The sequence below is a fragment of the Lysinibacillus composti genome (assembly GCF_016908465.1).
In the GTDB taxonomy this organism is placed as follows: domain Bacteria; phylum Bacillota; class Bacilli; order Bacillales_A; family Planococcaceae; genus Ureibacillus; species Ureibacillus composti_A.
Genome location: NZ_JAFBDY010000006.1, coordinates 22,562 through 41,917 on the forward strand (window position 1 = coordinate 22,562; position 19,356 = coordinate 41,917).

General features: G+C 35.4%; 18 protein-coding genes. 1 reads left to right on the forward strand and 17 read right to left on the reverse strand.

Annotation, left to right across the window (positions count from 1 at the left end; all coding sequences use genetic code 11):
• Positions 1-46: 46 nt before the first annotated feature.
• A complete protein-coding gene (locus JOD29_RS08350; protein ID WP_124764165.1) occupies positions 47-427 on the reverse strand; it encodes an SLAP domain-containing protein in 381 nt (126 codons plus the stop codon).
• Between the two features lie 138 nt (positions 428-565).
• Here JOD29_RS08350 and JOD29_RS20420 point away from each other — a divergent pair, with 138 nt between their 5' ends.
• On the forward strand, positions 566-1,492 hold the full coding sequence (locus JOD29_RS20420; RefSeq protein WP_239585634.1) for a hypothetical protein: 927 nt from the start codon (positions 566-568) through the stop codon (positions 1,490-1,492).
• A gap of 91 nt (positions 1,493-1,583) precedes the next feature.
• Here the strand turns inward: JOD29_RS20420 and JOD29_RS08360 are convergent, their stop codons facing one another.
• The 16 genes from JOD29_RS08360 to JOD29_RS08435 form a co-directional block, all read right to left on the reverse strand.
• Positions 1,584-2,450 carry a fumarylacetoacetate hydrolase family protein gene (locus tag JOD29_RS08360; protein WP_124764166.1) on the reverse strand — a complete coding sequence of 289 codons (867 nt, stop codon included), beginning with the start codon at positions 2,448-2,450 and terminating at the stop codon, positions 1,584-1,586.
• A gap of 178 nt (positions 2,451-2,628) precedes the next feature.
• Positions 2,629-3,720, reverse strand: a complete 1,092-nt coding sequence (locus JOD29_RS08365; protein WP_124764167.1) for an Ldh family oxidoreductase — start codon at positions 3,718-3,720, stop codon at positions 2,629-2,631.
• The gene (locus tag JOD29_RS08370; RefSeq protein WP_124764168.1) at positions 3,717-5,000 is read right to left on the reverse strand and encodes an MFS transporter; all 1,284 of its coding nucleotides are present in this window, start codon (positions 4,998-5,000) and stop codon (positions 3,717-3,719) included. The genes JOD29_RS08365 and JOD29_RS08370 overlap by 4 nt, the downstream gene beginning before the upstream one ends.
• A 150-nt stretch (positions 5,001-5,150) precedes the next feature.
• Entirely contained in the window at positions 5,151-5,795 is a 645-nt protein-coding gene (locus tag JOD29_RS08375) for a GntR family transcriptional regulator (RefSeq protein WP_158610540.1), read from the reverse strand.
• A gap of 304 nt (positions 5,796-6,099) precedes the next feature.
• Complete coding sequence (locus JOD29_RS08380; protein ID WP_124764170.1) at positions 6,100-6,687, reverse strand: hypothetical protein; 588 nt, start codon at positions 6,685-6,687, stop codon at positions 6,100-6,102.
• A gap of 92 nt (positions 6,688-6,779) precedes the next feature.
• Positions 6,780-7,001, reverse strand: coding sequence for a helix-turn-helix domain-containing protein (locus JOD29_RS08385; RefSeq protein WP_124764171.1), 222 nt, complete (start codon positions 6,999-7,001; stop codon positions 6,780-6,782).
• A gap of 10 nt (positions 7,002-7,011) precedes the next feature.
• Positions 7,012-7,503, reverse strand: a complete 492-nt coding sequence (locus JOD29_RS08390) for a DUF2975 domain-containing protein (protein ID WP_124764172.1) — start codon at positions 7,501-7,503, stop codon at positions 7,012-7,014.
• Between the two features lie 375 nt (positions 7,504-7,878).
• Positions 7,879-8,763, reverse strand: a complete 885-nt coding sequence (locus JOD29_RS08395) for an alpha/beta fold hydrolase (RefSeq protein ID WP_124764173.1) — start codon at positions 8,761-8,763, stop codon at positions 7,879-7,881.
• 249 nt (positions 8,764-9,012) lie between these two features.
• Positions 9,013-9,981, reverse strand: a complete 969-nt coding sequence (locus JOD29_RS08400) for a catechol 2,3-dioxygenase (RefSeq protein ID WP_124764174.1) — start codon at positions 9,979-9,981, stop codon at positions 9,013-9,015.
• Between the two features lie 122 nt (positions 9,982-10,103).
• A complete protein-coding gene (locus JOD29_RS08405; protein WP_124764175.1) occupies positions 10,104-11,309 on the reverse strand; it encodes an acyl-CoA dehydrogenase family protein in 1,206 nt (401 codons plus the stop codon).
• Positions 11,310-11,593: 284 nt separating this feature from the next.
• Positions 11,594-13,429: a XylR N-terminal domain-containing protein gene (locus tag JOD29_RS08410; RefSeq protein ID WP_239585635.1), complete on the reverse strand. Its 1,836-nt coding sequence runs from the start codon at positions 13,427-13,429 to the stop codon at positions 11,594-11,596.
• 691 nt (positions 13,430-14,120) lie between these two features.
• Positions 14,121-14,276 carry a hypothetical protein gene (locus tag JOD29_RS08415; protein WP_205101646.1) on the reverse strand — a complete coding sequence of 52 codons (156 nt, stop codon included), beginning with the start codon at positions 14,274-14,276 and terminating at the stop codon, positions 14,121-14,123.
• A gap of 1,263 nt (positions 14,277-15,539) precedes the next feature.
• Positions 15,540-16,256: an amino acid ABC transporter ATP-binding protein gene (locus JOD29_RS08420; RefSeq protein WP_124764177.1), complete on the reverse strand. Its 717-nt coding sequence runs from the start codon at positions 16,254-16,256 to the stop codon at positions 15,540-15,542.
• Positions 16,249-16,905, reverse strand: coding sequence for an amino acid ABC transporter permease (locus JOD29_RS08425; protein WP_124764178.1), 657 nt, complete (start codon positions 16,903-16,905; stop codon positions 16,249-16,251). Before JOD29_RS08425 ends, JOD29_RS08420 begins: the two co-directional genes overlap by 8 nt.
• Before the next feature lie 91 nt (positions 16,906-16,996).
• Positions 16,997-17,794: a transporter substrate-binding domain-containing protein gene (locus tag JOD29_RS08430; RefSeq protein ID WP_124764179.1), complete on the reverse strand. Its 798-nt coding sequence runs from the start codon at positions 17,792-17,794 to the stop codon at positions 16,997-16,999.
• Positions 17,795-17,820: 26 nt separating this feature from the next.
• Positions 17,821-19,125: an aspartate aminotransferase family protein gene (locus JOD29_RS08435; protein ID WP_124764180.1), complete on the reverse strand. Its 1,305-nt coding sequence runs from the start codon at positions 19,123-19,125 to the stop codon at positions 17,821-17,823.
• Positions 19,126-19,356 lie beyond the last annotated feature (231 nt).

A 19,356-nucleotide genomic window follows, 5' to 3' on the forward strand; every position in this document is an offset into this window, starting at 1 on the left:
TCCACCTTTTTTGTATTTTTCGCAACATGAACTTGATTTATATAGTTTATTTAAGTATCTCTAACTGCCCGTTTTCAAATGAGGATGAAAGCGTATAGTTGTCCTTCGGGAAAATAAACGTCCAAGGCATACTCACTTTTGATGGTATGACAAGCGATGGTAAAGTAAATGCCTTTTCTGCCTTACTATCTCCTTGAATTTTGTAAAGTAATCTTGTGTTCGTAAACTTTAACGGCTGGTCGGAAAAATTATGAACTAATAAGGTTACGAGTAGTTCCCCTTTATGGTTTACTGCCTCTCGTATAGGTGAAAACAAAATTTCAGAGCTATATAAATCTTTTGTTGCTTGGAAAATTCCTTTTATATATTCCAGGTCTTGGGGAGCTAGTGTTTTCTCCCAAGACGCTTCAAACTGTAATTGTTGCATATTGACCCACCTCTTTAAGGATAAATGTATCATTCCTTTATTTTACCAAAGATACAATTTTAAGTGGTTGTTTCACTCTAGATGTATCTATAAGAATAATGTAAAAGATTGGACATACATTTCTTTTGAGGTGAAATTTTGAAAAAAGGACTTATAGGTTATATTTTTTTAATATTGATGATTACAGGAACGATCATGTTTGTTAAAAACTACGACGGTACAAATGATGGTCAATCCGAGGAAGATTTAGAAGCAGCTATACAAAAAAGCATGGATGAAACAAAAAAGGAAAAAAAGAAGGTTGAGGAGTTTCTAACAAAGGGTTCAATTGAACTACAAAATAATGGATTTAAACAAGTAGGATTAGGCTTTTCACTTGACGATCGACAAGTAGATATACAAGTACCTGATGAGAAATTTCTAAAAGACAATCGAAGTAACATTGAAAATATCATTCTAAAAGTTGCAAAAGAGAGTGAACTTCAAGACTTTAAAGTGGATTATCGCATATTGGACCAATATATTCAGTTGAGTGAGGAAGAGCTTGAGCTAAATGAATCCATTTCAAAAGAAACACTTAAGATTTCAGATATATTAAGGGCAAAAGGCTTCAAAAACTATTCAATCTCCTTTCAACCACAAAACGAAATCATCATCGAGGGAACGGAAGCAGATTTGGCGAAAAAAGAGGCTCTGGAAAAGCATATAGCGGATACGATCTATATAAAAACAAAGCAAAACTTCACGGTTAACATTCAGAAAAAAAGTGAAAATCAAATACGAGACCAAGAATGGCAACCGATATTTACTAGCATCATGGATGAAACAAAAAAGGAATTTGATGAATATAGAGGGTTTGCCTACTCATTTCACCCTGAGCCTTTACAAATTATTATTAAAACGAATTTAGAAAAGCCTAAGTGGTTTTGGAACTCAGATGAGCAGGTTAAGCAAATCACAAAATATGTCGAGAAAATCATAGAATTAAAACGAGAAGAACTTTCTATTAAAGAAATACCCTATGAAATTATTATACGGGATAAACATAATAAGAAAATGAATTAGGGACAACGGGGACAGGTCCCTTGTCCCATCCCTCAAAAAAACAAATGCCCTTTAGTCAAATGATTAAGGGCATTTGTTTATGAGGGGGTGTTTATACTAAAACGTTAAATAACGTTCCAATATCTTCAATAGATACTTCAACTTCATCGCCAGACTTCAACCAAATTTGTTGATCTTCTGGATAACCAAGGATTACTCCATCTGGCGTTCCGGAGAAAATAACGTCTCCAGGCTTTAATGTCATATACTCCGACACATAACTGATAATCGTCGCGCAATCAAATATCATATTTCTTGTATTTGCAGATTGACGAGTTTCTCCATTCACTTTGCAGCTAATATTTAAATTGTTTGGATCTACTTGATCAGCAGTAACTAATTCTGGTCCTATTGGAGCAAAGTGATCAAGCGATTTACCAAGCAACCATTGGCCTGTACGGAATTGAAGGTCTCTTGCAGATAAATCATTTCCTACTGCATACCCAAATACATAGGATAATGCATCATCCTTTGAGACATTTGATGCTTCTTTACCGATTACAATGACAAGCTCTGCCTCATAATCAAACTTTTCTGCCTTCGGAGGAAGGGCGATTGTTTGGTTATGTGCAGCAAGGGCATTATTAAATTTGCTAAATAACACTGGGGACGTTGGGATGTCCATTTTGGATTCTTCTGCATGGTCAACATAGTTTAAACCGACACAGATAATCTTTTCTGGCTCTGAGATGCATGGTGCGTATGTAAAATCTTCATCATCAGAAACATACGTACACTCTTTTTCGACTAATTGACGTAACTCAGCAAGACTTTGCTCTCCCCCTGCGATTACCTGTTCGATTGTAAGGGGAACATCAAGGGAATGACTATTGGCAGTTTTTTCAACATCAATAATTCCTTGTTCAACTTTAAGACCTAATCGATTTTTTTCTCCATCTTTAAAATTAACGAATCTCATGTATACTCTCTCCCTATAATTGTTTTTATTAGATTAATATCGTAAATGACACTAAGTATAGTAAAGAAATCTTATCTGACAGAAACGGATGGATAAGAAGGGCTATCAATATTGGAAACAACCCTCCCATCACCCATTGCCCTATCAAAACAAATACTTATGATTTAAATAATCATTGTTAATTTGCAACGACTTCAAGTGGACTAGTTAATTTTGAAATAAGTTCTTGATTGATTCCCGCCTTTGAAGCAAGTTCTACAAGTTCTGAAATGACACTATCTGGAACTCCAATTCCTTCTACTTTGTTTCGTTCTAAGTTACGATGTTCTATCTCGCCTGGAAGGTAAATTTCATTTGCCCCTTCTGCTAATGGCGTGTTTTTGATATAGGCAATATACTGGTCTACTAAACCTTTAAACTGGTCCACTTGCATAAAGCCATCAATTTTAATTTCTAAGAAGAAATTACTAATATCATTTGGTTTATCTAAATCCTGATACATGGAATGAATCTGATCTCCAATTGCACCATTGCTTAATAATGCTGACAATAGGTCAACAATAACTGATAAACCATATCCTTTTGGCCCCCCTACTGGGAAAAGGAATCCACCATTTACGACTTCGTCGGGATCTGTTGTCGGGTTCCCTTTGGCATTTAATGCCCAACCTTCAGGGATAGATTCATTTTTGCTTTTTGCATTCAATATCTTCCCAAGTGGGACAACACTTGTTGCCATATCGAGAACAATTGCTGGACTTTCTCCTGCTGGAGCAGCAAAAGAGATTGGATTATTCCCAACTCTTGCCTCTGTACCGCCTGGAGGAGGCATCAAAGGTTCTACATTACTTACAGATAGTCCAATCATATTATGTTCAGCCAATTGCATCGCCCAATACGCAGCCGCTCCATAATGGTTGCTTCTGCGAATAGCAACAGCCGAAATCTTTGACTGCTCAGATTTTGCAATTAGTTCTTGAATTGCTTCTTGAGCCACTACATGGCCTAGTCCATGATCACCGTCTATTACAATCGTCGAATCCGTTTCAACTACTTTTTTAATTTCCGGATTCGCCTTAATTTTTCCGTTCTCAAGACGCTTAACATAAACGGGAAGTCTTAAAATTCCATGACTGCTCACACCTCTTAGGTCTGCAGTAATTAGTGACTGGGCAACTGTCTTTGCATGTTCTGAAGAAACTCCTTGATGTTCAAGAATTAAACTTCCGAGCTTTTTTAGATTTTGAGATTCATATTTTTTTACTGTCATGGCGATACCACCTCATTATTTTCATTTATAGTTACAGTTTTTTCATTTTCTTTTAATAAGAATGTGTAAACAAGGAATGCAATCCCGGTAATAATTCCTGCAATGACTAACCCTCCAACAAAGCTTTTAAAATAGCCAACGATGAAGCCTGTCATGATTGGTGCAATCCATCCAGCAATATTACCAATGAAATTTTGGAGTCCAGCGAGCGTACCCACTGTGCCCTCTGGTGCAATGTCTGTCAAAATCGCCCATGTTCCACTGTTTGCAAACATCATTCCCCCGATTGATAGAGAAATTAAAGCTAAGGCAAGTCCTACATTTGAAACGAAACCTGCAGGAATAATCGCTAAGCAAAATAGCATTCCGATTGACATTACTGTTCGTCTAGCTGCGATTGGTCTCCACCCTCTCTTAACAAGTCGATCAGAGATTAAACCGCCGCAAATTGCCCCAATGGATGCAACTACCCATGGAATAACCGCATTGAAGCCTGCTTTAAGTAAACTCATATCACGTTCCATAACTAAATATGTTGGAAGCCAAGTTAGCATCATATAAAGTAAGTAGTTTTGGGAGAAAAGTCCATACATACAGCACCAAACATTTTTGATTTTTAAAAGTTCGTACCATTTTACTTTAGATTCACTAACGACTGTTTGCTCAATTTTTCCTTCTTGTATATGTTGTAACTCTGCCTCGTTCATCTTACTGTCTGCAGGATTATTTTTATAATAGTACAACCAGATTGGGACCCAAATGAGGCCAACAGCACCTGTTAGGATAAAGGCCATATGCCAACCCCAACTCCCAATAATCCAAGCAAGCAATGGTGTAGAAAGCCCCGCTCCAGTAGCAATCCCCATTGTAAAAATACCATTCGCAATTCCACGTTCCTTCGATGGTAACCAGTCCTTGATTACCCTCGTGTTTGTTGGGAATGCAGGAGATTCACCAATACCCATCATCGCTCGGATACCAAGTAATAATCCTAGCGAACGACCGCCTGCAGTTGCAATCGTACATAGCGACCACCAAACAATCGCAATTGCATAGGTAACCTTTGCACCAAATTTATCTACAATAGGGCCAACTGGAATCTGCATTAACGTATATGTCCAGAAAAAGGCCGACCCCAAAAGACCGAATTGAACAGTTGTTAAACTTAAATCTTCCATCATTTGAGGACCCGCAATGCCCAAAACAGCCCGGTCCATATAGTTGATTGAGGTAGCCAAGTATAATAATAGGACGACTCCCCACCTTAACCTTGTTTTCATATATATCTCCTCCGAATTGTGTATCCGCTTACATATAAGTAATAATCGAATCAAACATAGATTGGTAGATAGGATGATATTATGTTATAGTTATAATGTAGTTATTTTTTCACAGCTGTCGTTGATTCTCGCAAAATCACGACAGCATTTTTATATACTTTGGTATACTTCGATAAAGCTCTGTTTTGTTTTTTTAAGGTGTGATACTAATAGCTCTTCTCCGTTACCTTGTTCTAAAGCCCGAATAATTGCCCAATGTTCTTCCACCACTTCTAGACGCCGATCCTGCTTGAACAGTACATGAATCCCGATTCGCAGCATCATCTCAGATATTTCGTCATACGTAGAAATGAGTCTTTTATTATTTGTTAACCTATAAAGCTCCGCATGATATTCTCGATCTTCAGACATAAATTCAATATCTGACATTTCTCCAATATGCTCCTCCATGTGATGTGTAAGAGCATACAATTTCTCAAATGAAACTTTCTGATTTTGTAAATGTTTGACAATCGCAGGTTCCACAATCATCCTCATTTCAAACACTTCATCGATATCTTCCATGGTTATTGGTTTTACGTATGTACCTGTATAAGGTATTGTATATAACCAATTATTGGCTTCAAGTATTTGGACAGCTTCTCTGAATGGTGTGCGGCTGATCCCGAACCTTTCTTTTGCAATTTTTTCCGTTATCATGTCGCCATCTTTAAGAACGCCATCGATGATCGCATCTCGTAAGATTTCCATAGCTTGTACCTTCAATGGTTTCGTAGACATTGCATATAACTTCACAGTCTCACCTCCTTGTATTTGATAGCCGTTCAAAATATATGATTCAGAATATATTATATATTCTGAATCATATATGATATATTCTAACATATTTTACTAGTTTTACAATACAATTCCGTATAAAAATTCTGAAAACTGAAATGGCTCGTTTGTAATCGAAATGTTCAATATTCCTAATTGTTTTTGGATTTGGATAAATAACAAAAAAAGAGCGTATCTTGAAAAAAATCAAAACACGCTCTTTACCTTAAAGTTAATGATTACATATACTTATCTCTTCTACCCTTTATCGCCTTGCTATTACTTAAGATGCAACTGTTCCACTCGTATAAGCAGAAAGTGATTCTTGCATTATGTCCCTATTTGTATAATCCTCTAGTTTGCCTTCAAAAACTAATTGGAAGTTTGCTAAATTCGTCAAGTCGCTTGGTTTAACTAGAGAAAGATCCTTTTCTTCAATTTTGTTTACTGTTTTACTTACATTTAATACAGATGCGACAAACTGTGAACAGAAGAGTGCATTCTTTCTTTTGATTGGTTTATTAAGTATCACACCAAACAATCCGATAAAGTTATAGCGATAATTGTTCTTTTGGGATGCTATTTGCTCTATATATTGAACCATCTTTTGATATTCAGCAATCGTAATAGTTAATGAATAAATGGCACAATCTGCTTGACTAAATAAGTGTGAATCTACTTCTTCCCTCACGAATCCTCCAACAAATGGATTATTGACTGTTTTTCTCCCAAAACTATATACCTCATTTAATTCTGCATCAAAGGCAATTGAGGCATGATTATAGGGTTTTTTCGTATAGGACTTGATTAGTCTGTTTAAGAGAGTTCTCGTATCTGTCAGCAGGAGATAAATCTTTTTTTCCCCCGTCATAACCTCACCTCCAATGTTTTTATGTGATAAATAGATTGAAAGAGTAAACTTCTTATTAGAAGATGGCATAAAACCATCAACTTAATTAAAGATTAACCTAGAATTTCTTCATCATATTTGTATTCTAAAATATCCCCCGGCTGACAATCTAAAGACTGGCAAATCGCCTCTAAAGTTGAAAAACGAATTGCTTTTGCCTTTCCATTCTTTAAAATCGAAAGGTTCGCCATCGTGATTCCAACCCTTTCCGAAAGTTCAGTAACACTCATTTTCCGTTTCGCCAACATCACATCAATATTTATAATAATTGCCATTGTGATCACCTCAGACCGTTAAATCATTTTCAGATTTTATCTGAATCGCTTCTTGTAAAAGTCTTTGGAGAACAGCTGCAAAGACTGCAATGACTAGCGGAGCAAAAATAAAGACCATTCCCATGATCATAAGGCCTGGCGCGTCATCTACTTCCGCTAGGATATAGACAAATGGTAAAGCAATCACATATAAACCACTGATGATGATGGCACATTTTTTAATTTTCTTTAAAGCGATGACAGATATCTCTGAAAACGCCTCGTTTTGATCGATATAGCTTAATAAGTTAAAAGCCTGGTACAAAGCAAAGTAAAATGGTACAGCCGAAACATACATAACCATTAATAACCCATACACCACAAAAGCCATATCTGACCCTCTAGCCGCTGCTTCATTTGCCTCATTCGCAATTTGAGGTAATAAAAATAAACATATCGCAAGAACCGGAATTCCAATGAAAATAACAGCCACTTTTAAGAAGAGTGTTGAACTTCTTTTCATAAAGAGCACCTCACATAATTAATTTCAAAATGATTTTAGCATGACATTTATCGTTTTACAATAAACTTTTATCATTTTTTAGGTATATTTTATTGTTAAATATTTCTTAAAAGCAAAAAATGCATTCCTTTTTTGAAAACAAATCCTTCTTCCTGATAAGCTTTGTATGCTTACACATTATTATTATTTGCTGGCAAAATAATAGAGCGTATTTTGAACAAGAAGTTCAAAACACGCTCATATATATACATTTTCTATGTGTTATATTAACTTAATATAATTCTATCCCTCATTTTTATAAAGGTAGTGGCATGTACCTATTCTATAAAAATTACAAAGGAAATATAAAAAACGAGATTCCACTAATATAATTTGTTAATGGATATCTCGTTCTTTCTTACACGTCCACTTAATAAAATTTAGACCTTTAATTTGGATTCGTTTTTTTATAAAGGTTAAGATGTGATCTATAAATGGCTCAGTCTTTTCAATTTGCGTCCAATGGCCACACTCATTAAATACATGCAATTCTGCGTGTGGTAATAATTGGATTAAGCGATAACTCGTCTCTTCAATTGGAATGACTTGGTCGTTCAAACCGTGGAAAATTAACGTTTTTACCTCAATTTGTTTAATTTGCTCGTCCTCTAACGCCAGTTCATCTAACTTACTTTGGCGCGGTGCCTGGAACATGGCTGCAAAAGCCTCTTTCACATCAGGTCGAATACTCGCCTCATAGCGCAAACGTACTAGCTCCTCGTTGTTTGCTGTTGCTTGATCATAGGAGAATAATTTAATAAGATTTCTCATTGAATCCAAGCTTGGCTCATAGCCCCATACTTGATCTAAGCCTTCAGAAATTGGATGCTTTGTGCCAACACTACCCATTAAGATTAGTTTTTTCACTAAATCTGGTCGACGATACGCAATATGTAGCGATAATGCACCCCCGAAAGAATTCCCTACTAAATATACTGGTTTGTTTGAAACGGCTTCGATAAAACCAATTAAGTGTTCTACCCATAAGTCAATATGATAATTATGATCTGCTAATTTATCTGTTTCTCCAAAGCCAATAATATCTGGGGCAAATACTTGATATGATTCACTTAACCGTGGAATGACTAAGCGCCAGTTGGCAAAGGCTGATACGCCAGGACCTGAGCCGTGAATTAAGATAATTTTTTCATCCCCAGTACCTTCTTCATGATAATGTGTATGAATCCCATTAATATTGATAAATTTTGAAGCAATGATCATATAAATCTCCCCTTTTCAATTTAGCAAAAGTCTTTAGTTACAATGTGAGGGTGGGACAGGCTTCTTAAAGTTTGAAGTGGAATTCACTTCGCTTTCCGCGGGCATGGCTTCATCCTCCTCGTCGCAAGCTCCTGTGGGGTCTTCACCTCATGCTTATCCCGCAGGAGTCTACGTGAATTCCACTTCCAAAACATTTAATTGGTAAATTCTTGACTAATGAAATGGTATCTGCCTGTCCCCGTGTCCCTATTAAACTAGTACGTCAGACTTTACTGGTGTGCCATATTTGAAGAATTCTTGAGGTAAGTTAGAGCCATGCCAGATAATGGCTTTCTCTAAATCTTTTCCTTTCCATTCAATTGTTTTCCATGCTGGATCGAAAATTTGATAGCCTGGGTCTCCGAATAATTCCACGCGATTTCCTCCTGGCTCGACAACATATAAGAAAGCAGCTTGTGTAACGCCGTGTTTACCTGGACCTGCTTCAATTTCGTAACCGCTTTCAATTAGTAAGTCTGCAACATCCGATAAATGTTGAGGGAAACCGTACCAGTAGCAAATATGATGCAGACGGCCAGACTCACCTAATGCATCTGTCATTAATGCAATGTCATGTACTAAACTACTTACACTTAACCAAGCAGCCACGTCAGAATTATCGTCTGCTAAAATACGTTCACGTACTTTAAAACCTAGTACTTCTTCTAAAAACTCAACATTCTTCTTCGTTTCACTTGCCAATACGTTGATGTGGTCTAGGCGACGAACAGGTACACCACGGCTTGGACGTTTTTGTGGGCGATTTAATAATGGTGTTTTTTGATCTTCTGGTGCCTCATAGTAATCGACATCCCATAAGATTTCCATTTTATGACCATCCGGCGTTGTGAATTGGTAGGCACGTCCATGACCGATATCACCGTCAATCCACCCAATTCCGCGACCAGATTTTTCAATTGCAGCTACACGACGTTCTAATGCTTGAGGGGATGTCGCTCTCCAAGCAACATGGCCTAAGCCTGCTTCATCATTTTCCGTTATAATTAACGTGTTATGATAGTGATCTTCATAAGCACGCATATACACAGAATTCCCTTTACGCCCTACTTCGTCCATTCCTAAAATGTTTTTGAAAAACCCTACTGATTCCTCTAATTTTGGGCTATAAATCTCAAAGTGTGCAAGTTGCGCAACATCTAAAATAGGTTCTTTTGTCATTTTCCATTCCTCCAATTATATTAATAGATAAATTATGTTAAAGTATGAACGCTCGACTTTCATTTTTGACAAACGTTCATGACGTACTTACTACACAGGACTGAGATGGTTCGTAGTTTAAATTACCAAGTCGGATGCCCTTTTAATCCAACTATCGTTCTTCCGTAACCTGCCATTGCATCTTCATATTGATGCGTTGGATGAGCAGCAACTGCAAGAATATCTCGAACAAACCGCTCACTACTTTCACTCTTATATACTGAATTACCACCAAGAGTAATCAAAATTCGTGATGCCATTTCCGTCGCCGATTTCGCAATATAACCACGGATTGCAAATAGTTGTTCGCGCTCTTCTTCTTCTAACACCCTGATCCCATTATCTTGGTAATAATGTAATCGATCCGCATATTCTTTAGCTAACGCTTTTAATGCTGCTAGCTGAATATTTAATTCTGCTAACGTACGTTGAGCACTACCTGCATCTTTTTCGTTTGTATTGTTATTGAAAATACGAATTCGACTTTCCGTTTTTTCTTTAAAGTTGCGAATCAATCGTTCAGCTGCTCCAATGGCAATGTGTGCGAAACCTGCTAAGAAGAATGCTAGATATGGTACATTAAAAATTTGATAGTCTTCTTCATAAATTCCATCTGGTGCAGTCGCCCCATTAAGTACTCTCGTTAACGGGAAAACTAAATGAGGTGGAACATACACGTTATCTACTTTCACACCGTTACTACCTGTTCCTCGTAAACCAATAGAATCCCAGTTTTCAATAATTTCTACATCTTTTTTATGAACGATAAACAAGCTAAACTCTGGCTCCGTACCATCTTGCATTTTGTGAACTGCACCTAATGCAATCCAATCACATGCGAATACCCCACTACAGAAATTCCATTGTCCTGATAAACGGTACCCTTCTCCGTCATCCACCACTTTTCCAATTGGTGCGAACACATCGGCCATTAAAGCGTTACTATTAAATAATTCATCACGGCCTTCTTTAGGTAAAAATGCTGGCCACGTTTCATGGATAATTGCGAAATATGTTAGCCATGCAGCTGACACATTATAGTTTGCTACTGTTCGGATAATATCGCCAAATGTGTAGTAGTCTAAATTTTGACCACCATACGCTTTCGGTCTTAGTAACTTTTGAAAACCAGCTTCTTTGATTTTTTCAATGACCTCATCGGGAAGTCTTGTATCCAGATCGGCTTGTGCAGCATACTTTTCTGCTAATTCCCCGACCTCTTTTGCTTTTTGAAGTAACTCTTCACGATTAATCGTTTTTTCAAGAACTGCTAAAGAATTAACTGCCATTTCAATTCCTCCCTTATTTTTGAAAGCGTTATCACAACAATCAGCAACCTCTGATTGATTTCATTATAGTCGTCTGATTATTCAGTAAATAGCTATTAAAAGTAGGAAAAAATCATTTTTTTTAGCGCATTTGTGCGAATTAATTTCTTGAAATAATGACCAAAGTGGAAAAACGCTAACATTTTTACCATGTCTATGTTGAAAAATATTATCTATAAAAAATTTAAAAACCCTAGAAGATAGTTAATAAAAACTAGCTTCTAAGGTTTTTAATTTTGTGTTATTTAGAAAGTGAGTTGACTTTTTGCTCTTAGGATCCTCAATGCCATATAAACTGAAAATACCCGTTTTGTATCATCTAAATTTACATTTAAAATCTCGCTAATTTTAGACAAGCGGTATCTCAAACCACTAATAGACATTGAAAGAATTTTCGCTGTGTTATTAATATTCGTACCATTTTCTATATAGGCATATAACGTTTTTGTTAAATCAAAATCCTTGTCTACTTCAAGTAATCTACCTAATTGCTGGTTAACAAAACGATTAATTAATAAGTCGTCTTGGATTTGAAATAAGACACTTTCAATCTCCAAATCCTCAAAATAATAGATGTTCTTTTGTTGATTTTTTGCCTTTAAAGCAGCTAATGTTTCATTATATAAAACCGATAACTGGCTAATATTTTCAACGACTGAACTAACACCTATATAAAATTCATATTCTTGAAAACGGCGTAAACAATACTTTAATAATTGAAGGATAAATGTTTGTGGTTCAATACATAACGATTTAAATGTTGAATATTCAATTAAAATAATTAGCTTATCTGATTCATGAGATACGATGGCATTGATATTTCTTTCTTTTAAAAACAAGTTAATATGTCTTATTAATTCTTCATTTACTTCTATCTCATGATTAATATCAGATTGATTGCTGGTTCTTTCTAGCGTCAGCATCCAATACGACTCATTCGGGGGAAAGTTGAGATAATAGGCAATTTTGTAAATTTCTTTGTCTTCTAATCTACCTTCTAATACATCGCTTAAAAAACTACGCTTTACATTTTGCTCTGTATTTATCTTAATATTTTCATTTAGTAATATGACAGATGCGGTTAATGAGGCTTTATCAATGATCATGTATTCCAAATCAGTTGGTTGGTTTTTATTTGAATAAAGGAATGAAAAATAACCCTTAATTTGTTGCTCAAACAATATAGGTGTTCTAAGTATGCCTATTTCAGGAGATATGCTAATAAATTCAGTATTTTTTGTAGTGATTTTGCTTAAATCAAAATCAACTATCACTTCCGAAGATTGCACGATGATTTTATTTTGTTCATTTTCGATAAACGTCGGTAATCCTGTTGTTTCATATAACAAATCAACAATTCGTTGTAAGCCTTGTTTCGATAATAATTCATTGGTCAACTTTTGTTGAACTTCATTTGCCTGCTTCAAATGATCGCGTTCAATTTTAAGCTTTGCTGTCACTTCATCTAACTCTTGTAACATGCTAGTAGATTGATAATAACTATTTTCATTCTCTAGTTGTTCACCCCATTTTTCAATAGGCATACAAATCGCTTTGCATTGTTCATGCCCCATTGCCCGACATTCTACTTCTTTTACGAGAACGGACTTTTTTAAGACGGTGGACAAATAGCCACTTGCATATCCGCATAGTGTATGACAAACAGGCTTACTACTAATTTCTCCATCATCTAAAAATTCACCAGCTTCAAATGAGTTCGTCCAAATTAAATCGATTAAATTTAATTGGTTGTCATCGTCAAACTGAATATCTGCTATTTCTACATTATCTAAGTACCCATGTAGAATATGAAATTTTGGACCAGTTTTGATTAATTCCAATTCATCGTTCCATTGATACGACATGGCTTTGTTGGCATCGCTAACTCCACAGTGCCAACCATATCGAATAAAAACCCCCTTCGTACGATCTTCCCCTATAGTGGAAACAAGTTCTTTTTTTAGTGAGGTTCTTGCAGAAATTGGTATTGTAATCATCCGATCATAAAATACTTTACTAGCTTCCTCTTTAGGCAATTCAAAAACGTCATTGATATTCGTTCGCTTCAAATCGATCGTCAAACATTACCACCCCTATATTGATTGTTTATAATCCGTGAATTACAATTTCAATAGTTTTACTAGGCAATTTAGAGCTATTGTTTAATCCTTTTTTAGATTTTCCGTGTAAACGGTTACATTAACTAGTTCAAAATTTCGCAAATGTAATGGACAATGTCATGATGCAACCTTCTATCTATTTATGATTGATTTCTATTATGTTTTATATTTATGGGATAATCAATATTCTGAATATTATAACACCAATAGACAGAGAGGTAAATATTTCTCTTACCTGTCTTTTTGCTCGATTAGTCAGAACTTGAGTTCGAAATCATACCAGTTCTAGTACGGATAGAATGATACAGAGAAAGGCTAAGGAATAGAATATTATAGAGTTTTTTCGACTCCCTTTCATTTTAAATCCGTACGTACAAAAGAAGAGTGCCGCAGCTATTTTTGCTAAACTTTGTAAGTAAGGAGCGTTTACAAAAAGGGAGCTACTAAAAAAAATTGAAAGAAACAAAGTTGTCAAGATTAGTACCTTAAACCACAATGGCTCTCTTAAAAAATGCATAATCATATATTTAATCGAACGCATGAATGTTCCTCTTTTCTATTCGTCCCTTTATTCATCTTATGTTTTTTATTATAGAAGTGAACAAGATACATATACCTCAAGACATGCCATTGGTTTTGATTGCCTTACTTTTTAAAAGTGCTGTAAATTTTTCATTACAAACAAAAGCATATCCTTTAAGGTTTTATGAGGAATTTTCATTTCACAATCTTGTTCTCCAACCGCTTCTTTTTCTTGTGTCAGTTGAATATCATATTCAAAGGTTTTAATTTTCTCAACTGTTGTCAACAGAGTTAAGCGTGAATTCTTGAAACTTATTAAAGAATGGGTTAAACCCATGTATTTTCAACTATAAGAAACTCTCTAATTATTTAAAGTGTTTTCTAATCCCAAACTATTGCTTTATTATTGTTAAAATGTATGAGATAGAAAGTATTTTTAATAATACCTTCTAAGGGGCGTGAAGTTTTGAATAGATACTTGACCCTCTCTGTTTTGGTAATAATAAATAGCTTTTGTTATCATTTTATTAACGAATTCCCACAAACTATTTATGTTCAAGAAATCAATCTAGTTGAAAACCAAAATTCAGACAACATATTAGATAATGGAATACTTCATGTTTTTAACTTTATCCCACAAACAGTTTTAGTCTTGATTGTTTTAAGTATTACGAGTACCTTTTGTTTGATTGCTACATTTAATAGAAGACTTATGCAGCTTACCACCATTTTTTATCAATCAAATTACTTAATAAACTCTTTGAAATTGATATCGATCAAACTATTTCAAGGAGGAAATGAAAATTATGTGGATTCGATTTATTATGATTGGTTTTTTCTCGATTACGTCGATTACACTTTTAACATATCAAGGGATTGAAATCTTCAATGCTTTCTTAGAGTATATTAGACAAGAATAAAAATATTTTTTTGAGTGTAAAGAATTTTTTACACTCTTTTTTACTTAATTCAAAATGTTCAATACAAGAAAACTTCATAGCCCCGGTGAAGTTCATTTTCATGCACTCACCCTCTATGTTTGAACTTCATTGCCCTGATGAAGTTCATTTTTATCCAATCACTATCTCATTTTGAACTTCATTGCCCTGATGAAGTTCATTTTTATCCAATCACTATCTCATTTTGAACTTCATTGCCCTGATGAAGTTCATTTTTAGCCTGACTCCTCCTAGTTTTGAACTTCATTGCCTTGATGAAGTTCGATTTCATTCACTCACCATCTCATTTTGAACTTCATGGCCTCGATGAAGTTCAATTTTAGCCAATCACTATCTCATTTTGAACTTCATAACCCGAATGAAGTTTAATTTCATTCACACACCATCTAGTTTTGAACTTCATTGCCTTGATGAAGTTCAATTTCTTCACTCACCTTCTATTTTTGAACTTCATTCCTCTTATGAAGTTCATTTTCATTCACTCACCTTCTATTTTTGAACTTCATCCCCTACCTCTTCTAGTTCTTCTCAAAAAAAAATCCGTCAGCTAATATCTCAATTAACTGACGGATCTCAATATTTCGTATAACTTATAGGACTTTCTCTAAAAATTCTTTTGCACGAGCTGATTTTGGTGTAGAGAAGAATTCTTCTGGTGAAGAATCTTCTACAAGCTGACCACCTTCAAGGAAAAGAATACGAGCGGCTACTTCTCTCGCGAAGCCCATTTCGTGTGTCACGATGATCATCGTCATACCCGATTCTGCAAGATTCTTCATCACTGCTAGAACTTCTTTTACCATCTCTGGGTCTAGCGCAGATGTTGGTTCATCAAATAGCATGACTGTTGGATTCATTGCTAATGCACGTGCAATCGCAACACGTTGTTTTTGCCCACCTGATAAACGGTTTGGATAATCGTTACGTTTTTCGAATAGCCCTACTTTTCTCAATAGATCTTCAGCTGTTTTCACTGCTTCAGCTTTTGAAATACCTTTTACCTTCATCGGTGCATAAATTAGGTTTTCTAACACCGTTTTATGAGGAAATAAGTGGAAATGCTGGAATACCATACCTAAGTTTTCGCGCACTTTCATGACATTTTTTTCAGTAATTACTGTTCCACCAACTGAAATTTCCCCACTCGTCGGCTCTTCTAATCTGTTGATACAGCGAAGAAAAGTGGATTTACCCGATCCAGAAGGTCCGATTACGGCAATAACTTCTTTTTCTTTAATTTCAGTAGAGATCCCTTTAAGGACTTCATTTTTACCATATGTTTTGTGTAAATTCTCAACTTTAATCACTACGTCTCATCCTCTTTTCTATCATTTTTCCAAGGAATGTTAATACGAGTGTCATGACATAATAAATTACCCCTGCAATTAATAACGGTTCAAGATAACGGAATGTATCGCCACCTACTACATAAGCACGGCGCATAATATCTAGCGCACCGATTACCGTAACGATCGCTGATTCTTTATTTAATGTAATAAATTCATTCATTAAAGAAGGCAAAATATTTTTCATTGCCTGTGGTAAAATGATATCTTTCATCATTTTGCTGTATGGAATACCCAGTGCTTTAGCAGCCTCTTGCTGACCTTTATCAACTGCGTTAATACCTGCACGAATAATTTCGGAAATATAGGCTGCAGAGTTCAACCCAAATGCAATAATTGCAGCTGGCATTGCTTCAATATTAATGTCTAAAATTTGTGGGAATAAATAGTAAATAATCATCAATTGTAGTACAAGCGGTGTACCACGGAAAATCGATGTATAAAACTCGGCAAACCATTTTAAAGGCTTGATCGACCCGATTTTACATAGTGCTAATAAAATCCCGAGTAATAGCCCGATGATTGTAGCTGAAATAACAATTTGTAATGTAACGCCTATCCCTTGTAATATATAAGGAATAGAGGGAACGATACTAGAAAAATCAAACATCGTAATCCCCCTTTCTAAATAATTAAAATAGTTTGAAAAAGTACGAAAAAGTATGAAACGTCATTCAGACTAGCTGAATGACGTATGTGAATTATTCAACAACGAACCATTTTTTCTTAAGTTCGTCTACTTTACCTTCATCAATTAACTCTTGAATCACTTGGTCAAATTCTGCTTTTAATTCACTACCTTCTTGGAATACAACAGCTTTGAAATCAGGCTCTTCAACTTCGATTGGGAAAGCTTGTAAATCATCATTTTGTGCTAAGTAGTTTTCAGAAACGATATTTTCAATTACTGCACCTTGAATTCGGCCATTTTTTAATTCTTGAATAAGTTGAGGAATAAGGTCGCGACTTTCTACAGTAAAGCCATTTTCAGCTCCAAAAGATTCCGCTAAGTCTAATTGAATTGAAGCAACTTGAGCTCCAACTACTTTACCTTTTAAATCATCCATAGTAGTAATATTATTTTCTTTTAGTGATACCATATATTGTTCTGTTTCATAGTAAGCATTTGAGAAGTCCACTACTTTTTCGCGTTCTTCAGTTGGTGTCATACCTGAGATAACAAAATCAAATTTATCAGCTTGTAAACCAGGAATTAAACTATTGAAATCAGAGTTTGTAATTTGTAATTCATAACCTAAGCGTTCAGCAATTAAATTTGCCAAGTCAATATCAAATCCAATAATATCATCGCTTACTTTTGTATCTACAAATTCGAATGGTGCATAGTCGGCAGAAGTTCCTACACGTAATACTTTTGTTTCAGAAGTTGATTCTGTATTAGTATCTGATCCAGTTGATGATTCTTTTTCAGCTGTACCACAAGCTGCTAAAATACCCATCACTAATACTAGCATGAATAAAAATACTTTGTTTTTCATGTTGTTTGTCTCCTTTGATGTCTAATTTATTGTTCTTCTAAATATCTTTGAATTGCTTTTTCAAGCATTGCTAAACCATCATCGATTTGTTCTTTTGTAATCGTTAGTGGAGGAATCATACGAATGACCTCGCCAACATTACCACATAGATAGAACAGCACGCCTTCTTCTAATGCATAATCTAGAATTTTCATAACCGCTTGTCCGTCCAGTTCGCCTGTTTGCGGATTTGAAATTTCTATTCCAATCATTAATCCAGCTGAACGTACGTCACTAATTATTGAATACTTCTCTTTTAGTTTAAGTAATTGTTCTCTTGCATATGCACCAACCACTTTTGAATTTTCCACAAGATTTTCTTCATGCAAGATTTCTAAAGTTGTCAGTGCAACAGAACAAGCAATTGGATTTCCACCAAATGTTGTACCGTGCATGCCTAATGGCCATTTTTTCATTAATTCTTTTGATGCAACTGTTGCACTAAGTGGTAAGCCAGATGCAATCCCTTTTGCAATGGCCATAATATCAGGTGTTACATCATGATATTGAGCTGCAAACCATTCGCCAGTTCGGCCAAATCCAGTTTGAACTTCGTCGAAAATTAATAAAATGCCATGTTCATCACAAATTTCTCTAACCTTTTTCACCCAAGCGCTAGGAGGAATTACATATCCACCCTCACCAAGAACAGGCTCCATAATGACTGCCGCAACTTCTTCAGGTGTAACTTGGTGGTTGAACAAACGTTTAAAGTCTTTTTCAAGTTGTTCCACGCAATAAACTTCTTGATCCACACCTTCTGGGCAGCCTTTCACATCTGCATATGGAATTTGATAAGAAAGATGTGATGGCTGTAAGAATTTACGGTATTTACTTTTAGAAGTTGTGACACCTAAAGCCCCCATAGAACGGCCATGGAAACAACCTGTAAATGATACGACATATGGACGTTTCGTAACGAACTTCGCAAGTTTTAATGCACCCTCAATAGCTTCTGTTCCGCTATTGGCAAAGAAAAAGCAATCCAAATTGCCTGGAAGGACTTTACCTAATTCTTCAGATAATCGCAAAATGGATTCGTACATAATAACACCTGAAGGACCGTGTACGAGGTTGTCGGCAGCATCTTTAATACTTTGAACAATCTTTGGATGGCGATGTCCTGTATTCGTTACGGCAATTCCTGATGTGAAATCTAGATACTGTTTTCCATCAACACCGTAGTAATAGCAACCTTCCTCTTTAACAACTGGAATATTCGGATGATCTTTTGCCATACTTGGTGCTAAATAATTTCCCATATCATCATATAAATCAAGCCAGTTACTCATGATGTTATCCCTCTTTCTACGTTGTCTAATTACATAACTTAATCTATCAATTAGATTTTTAAATATAATAACAATTTCAACATTTATACATTCTACTACCGCTTGTATAATTATGCAATAGGCAAATAAAATAAAAAAGTACTCAAAATGATCTAAAAATATTAAGAATTTTTAGATAATATATACAATTCACTATCAAAGTCTTTACCTTTCCATTATTTCTATAACTTT